Source organism: Pradoshia sp. (assembly GCF_051873915.1).
Lineage (GTDB): Bacteria > Bacillota > Bacilli > Bacillales > Pradoshiaceae > Pradoshia.
The window spans coordinates 1-5,053 of the sequence record NZ_JBJEFJ010000194.1 but is presented as its reverse complement, the minus strand read 5'-3'; the positions used below and the strand labels follow the sequence as shown (position 1 = coordinate 5,053).

Below are 5,053 nucleotides of genomic sequence, written 5' to 3'. Positions count from 1 at the left end.
TAAAAAAAGCAGATAGGTCCTGAAGGCACCTATCTGCCATTATCCGTCATTCTTGTTTTCCATATAAATACACAGGAAAACTCACCTAATCCATTTCAAGCACACATATCAAAATACGAAAATCGATTGTGCATTCCAGCTGAGCCGCCATTACTTCGATTGCTGAAAGCCGCTCCCGTTTAAATGCTTAAGGGGGGCAAACGTCATTCGGTGCCAATCAGTCGGGCCATATTGATTGATAGCCTCTAAATGGCTTTTTGTTCCGTATCCCATATGTTTCTCAAACCCATATTGGGGATGACGAGCACCATACTCAATCATCATTCGGTCACGTGTTTCTTTTGCGATAACCGATGCAGCTGCAATAGAGGCCGATTTGGCATCTCCTTTTATTAAAGAAAGCTGACCTATTGGGATTGGAACCTCCATCGCATCAATCAAGCAATAATCCGGGGCTAACGGCAAATGTCTAATGGCCTCAAGCATTGCTTTCCTTGCTGCTTCATATATATTAATTTGATCAATTTCATGACTATGAATAATGCCGACTGATACTGCGGCAGCATGCTCATGGATAAAATCAAAGTATTCGGTTCTCTGCAAAGCAGATAGCTGCTTGGAATCATTTAAGCCAGGTAAATAGAAATCCTCCGGCAGGATAACCGCAGCAGCTACTACCGGTCCCGCTAAAGGCCCTCTGCCCGCCTCATCCACGCCGGCAATGAATTGGTATCCCTCACTCCTTAAATCCCTCTCATAGGCACAGATTGACTCGAAATGCTCCCTTTGCATCTGTTCCTTGTCTATTGCCTTCTCTAGGCTTTTAAGAGCCAGCTGAACCCCTTTACGGCCGTCCTTTCTGCACTCAGCTACAAACGGGTCCTCTAGGTCTCTAATTCCGTTCAGCCTTCCCTTTATTTCTGCAATCGTCAACTTAGTCAGCATAACCCTGTTCCTTTCAACTTGTCTATCAGCATAAATAAAGACCCCGTTTAATAAGGGGTCTCTTCATTTCTTTATTTATTATACATCATCTGAATCATTTGGTCGTTCAAAAGTAAGTCTTCCGAATTTTTCTGTACGGATATCGCGAATGATTAGTTCTGCAGTCTTATCATAATCCACCAATCCACGGCCAGCCAGGCAGCCTCTCTTAGCGCCAATTTGGTCAAAGGCCTGAACGACTTCTTCCGGAATCTCATCTAAATCATAGCGTTCCTTCAGGCGGTTCGGATATTCCTCTTCAAGGAAATGGAGTCCATAGATAGCAATATCATGCAAGTTCAGGATGGTATCCTTGATGGCGCCTGTCACAGCAAGCTTGTACCCAACCTCTTGGTCCTCAAACTTCGGCCAAAGAATCCCCGGGGTATCAAGAAGCTCAAGCTCCTTGCCGACCTTAATCCATTGCTGGGCCTTCGTCACCCCTGGCATATTGCCGGTCTTGGCGATATTCTTTCCGGCAAGACGATTAATAAGGGTTGATTTCCCAACGTTCGGGATACCGACAATCATCGCACGAATAGCACGGGGCTTAATACCGCGTGATTTCATTTTATCGATTTTTTCCTTTAGTACTTCCTGCGCCCCTGACATGATGCTCTTTAAGCCTGTCCCTTGGTGGGCATTGACCGCAACGGCCTTAATTCCTTTTTCTGCGAAATAAGCCAGCCACTCATTCGTTTTTTGCTGGTCTGCCATATCTGCTTTGTTCAATATAACTAAGCGCGGCTTATGCTGAATGATTTCATCAATCATCGGATTCCTTGAAGATTGAGGAAGTCTAGCATCCACCAATTCAAAGATAATATCCACTAGCTTTAATTTCTCTGTTACTTCACGCCGGGCTTTTGCCATATGCCCGGGAAACCATTGTATAGTCATACTTTCACCTTCAACTCTTATTCCACTAAACCAAAGTCATCCATCGGCCAGTATACAAGGCTTGTCTTGCCGAGTATTTCACTGGTTTTCACCGTTCCGATATGACGGCTGTCTTTCGAATAGCGTCTATTATCACCCATGACGAACACTTCGCCTTCAGGCACCGTTGCCTCTCCAGTAATCTCTTCAAGCGTAAACGGTTCTGTAAGCGGTCCGTCAATTACCTGTTCCTTATATTCATCCAAATAAGGCTCTTTATACGCCTTGCCGTTTATGTAAAGCGTATCATCCTTATACTCTATTGTGTCACCCGGCAGGCCGATTACCCGTTTAATATAATCCTTTTCTTCGGTCGCATGAAAGACGACAATATCAAAACGTTCCGGATCACCGATTTTGTAGGCAATCTTATTCACGACCATGCGATCCTGATCCTTTAATGTCGGCATCATTGATAATCCGTCAACTAGGATGGGGGCAAAAAAGAAGTACCGAATAATCGCCGCAAGCAAAACAGCAATCACCAATGCCTTAACCCATTCAAAAATTTCATTTTTTTCCTTACGCTTAGCCATGTCAACACCCCGTATCATCTATCTGTCTATACGTTTAAATATAAACCAATACAACCAAAAAGCAATCAATATCTCCATGATGTGAAAAAGGAGCTTGTGTTAGCACAAGCTCCTTGTATCCACTCACGTTCATCACGTAATTATCGGATTTCTTTGATACGCGCTGCTTTACCGCGTAGGTTACGCAAGTAGTAAAGCTTCGCACGGCGTACTTTACCGCGGCGGATAACTTCCAATTTAGCGATGCGTGGTGTGTGCAATGGGAATGCACGCTCAACACCAACACCGTAGGAAATTTTGCGGACTGTGAAAGTTTCACTGATTCCGCCTCCACGACGCTTGATTACTACGCCTTCGTATACCTGAATACGTTCACGAGTTCCCTCAACTACCTTCACGTGTACACGTACTGTATCACCAGGACGGAAAGAAGGAAGGTCAGTTTTAAGTTGTTCCTTCGTGATTTCTTCGATTAATTTATGCATCGTATTCAACTCCTTCCAAGCAATGCTCTTGCCAACCCTGATTGATGAATGACAGCGGAACATTGTTATAAAGAGAAAAGGCTTTACACCTTAACTCACAGGCTCTATCTTACCATATAAAACAGAAGTTTTGCAACTACCTATTTTCTTTTTTTATCTCTTCCAGCCATTTTTCTTCCGCTGGGGATAGCTCATAGCTCTCCAGCAGATCGGGACGGCGTTCATAGGTTCTTCTTAGAGACTCCTTCTGCCGCCATTCATCAATATGCTTATGATTGCCGGACAAAAGTACATCTGGCACCTTCATCCCTCTAAAATCAGCTGGTCTTGTATAATGAGGATGTTCCAAAAGGCCTGAGCTGTATGAATCAAGGACAGGAGAGTCCTCATTGCCGAGCACGCCAGGCAATAAGCGGACGACGCTGTCAATGATCACCATCGCGCCAAGTTCTCCGCCTGTCAGGACAAAATCACCGATGGAGATTTCGTCCGTTACGGCAAATTCCCTGATTCTCTCATCATATCCCTCATAATGACCGCACACAAAGACCAGCTGTTCCTCTTTCGCAAGCTCCTCAGCTTTCTTTTGAGTATAGCGTTCCCCCTGAGGGCAGAGCAAAATTACACGCGGCTTCTTCCCTTCTGCCGACGGGGCAGCGATTTGCTCAAGCGCATCAAAGATTGGCTGCGGCTTCAAGACCATGCCTGCTCCCCCGCCATAAGGATAGTCATCAACCGATTGATGCTTATTATCAGAGAATTCCCTGAAGTTATGGGTATGATATTCTGCCGCCTGCTTCTCAGCCGCCTTCTTGAGGATCGAGGAACCAAAAACACCCTCAAACATTTCCGGGAATAATGTCAATACATCTATTCTCATCAATCCAGCAACCCTTCCATTGGCTCAATGATGATAGACTTGGCATCCACATTGATTTCCTTTACGACATCATCAATATAAGGAATAAGGAGCTCCTTGCCGGATTTCGCCTTCACAACCCACACATCATTTGCTCCAGGCGAGAGAATTTCCTTAATTACTCCCAGCTCTTCTCCACCAGCTGTTGAAACTGTGCAGCCAATGATTTCATGGTAATAGTATTCTCCTTCATCCAATGCACCCAATTGTTCATCCGATACTTTCAGAACACCTTCTTTATATCCTTCTACCTTCTCAATCGTTTCATGGCCAACAAACGTCAGCAAATAAAAATTCTTATGCTGGCGAGAGGAAGCAACAACAACCTCAATCGGCTCTGTTGCATTCTTCTTAAAGATATAAAGAGTGCTGCCCTTTTGATAGCGTTCCTCTGGAAAATCAGTAGAAGATACAACACGCACCTCTCCCCGGATTCCATGAGTATTCACGATCTTTCCAACCTTGTACCATTTTTGCATATTCTTTATGTTCACCTCTATTTAAATTCGTCGACAACTCCATCTTTCACGATGATGGTCTTAGTTTGCACAATTTCTTCCCAATTCTGTCCGATTTCTACATCCACGATTGCTTGGACCTCCCGCTCCTTTAATTCACTCCCATACGGAAGGATATCTAGCTGCTGAATTTGAAAATCAAGAAGCTTGATTTTCTCTTTCCTGACGTCAATTTCCTTCTCGAAGTGAGTCTTCAGGCTTACAGGCTGAAATTTCTTGGTCTTTTCTAGTTTTTTCAGTTCAAAACGAAGCTGGTCGCATTCTTTCTTCAGGATTGCTTTTTTTGAGTTGAATTGGTCTAGGAGCTCAAGCTTACTTTTCTCAGTCAGTATTTGCTTTACAATGACATTTTGCAAAATTTTCACATTTACCCACCTCTTTCGTCTTGCCGTATCATAGGTTCATTAACATCCGGGCTCTGTTTAGACAATGTTGGTGTTGATACAGATGCTACATTGAAATTGATCATGGACATCCATTCAAAAAATTATGTGGTTCTTTTTTCAGACATGATACTATGTATACTTTTTTCCTCTTTACCAATCATTATGAAGCAAAATCCCTTTGAACGGAAACTTTTTTCTCCTGATAGGGCAGCTTTTTTGTCAGTCTTTAGATAAACCTAAGGCTCCTGTACTTCTTTCATCCCGTTTCCTGCAGCAGGTCGCCTAT

Annotated in this window: 7 protein-coding genes; all 7 read right to left on the bottom strand. The window is 43.7% G+C overall.

Annotated features, from left to right (window positions below):
* Nucleotides 1–150: 150 nt before the first annotated feature.
* Entirely contained in the window at nt 151–942 is a 792-nt protein-coding gene (locus tag ACI35L_RS16745; RefSeq protein ID WP_439803382.1) for a ribonuclease HII, read from the bottom strand.
* Nucleotides 943–1,023: 81 nt separating this feature from the next.
* Nucleotides 1,024–1,884 carry a ribosome biogenesis GTPase YlqF gene (gene ylqF / locus ACI35L_RS16740; protein ID WP_049671442.1) on the bottom strand — a complete coding sequence of 287 codons (861 nt, stop codon included), beginning with the start codon at nt 1,882–1,884 and terminating at the stop codon, nt 1,024–1,026.
* A gap of 17 nt (nt 1,885–1,901) precedes the next feature.
* Nucleotides 1,902–2,459 carry a signal peptidase I gene (gene lepB, locus ACI35L_RS16735; RefSeq protein WP_049671443.1) on the bottom strand — a complete coding sequence of 186 codons (558 nt, stop codon included), beginning with the start codon at nt 2,457–2,459 and terminating at the stop codon, nt 1,902–1,904.
* A gap of 140 nt (nt 2,460–2,599) precedes the next feature.
* On the bottom strand, nt 2,600–2,944 hold the full coding sequence (gene rplS, locus ACI35L_RS16730) for a 50S ribosomal protein L19 (RefSeq protein ID WP_049671444.1): 345 nt from the start codon (nt 2,942–2,944) through the stop codon (nt 2,600–2,602).
* A gap of 136 nt (nt 2,945–3,080) precedes the next feature.
* Entirely contained in the window at nt 3,081–3,824 is a 744-nt protein-coding gene (trmD, locus tag ACI35L_RS16725; RefSeq protein WP_439803381.1) for a tRNA (guanosine(37)-N1)-methyltransferase TrmD, read from the bottom strand.
* Nucleotides 3,824–4,342 (bottom strand): ribosome maturation factor RimM, encoded by a 519-nt coding sequence (gene rimM / locus ACI35L_RS16720; protein ID WP_439803380.1) that lies wholly within the window; start codon nt 4,340–4,342, stop codon nt 3,824–3,826. The genes trmD and rimM overlap by 1 nt, the downstream gene beginning before the upstream one ends.
* A 17-nt stretch (nt 4,343–4,359) precedes the next feature.
* A complete protein-coding gene (locus tag ACI35L_RS16715; protein WP_049671447.1) occupies nt 4,360–4,746 on the bottom strand; it encodes a YlqD family protein in 387 nt (128 codons plus the stop codon).
* Nucleotides 4,747–5,053: the final 307 nt, after the last annotated feature.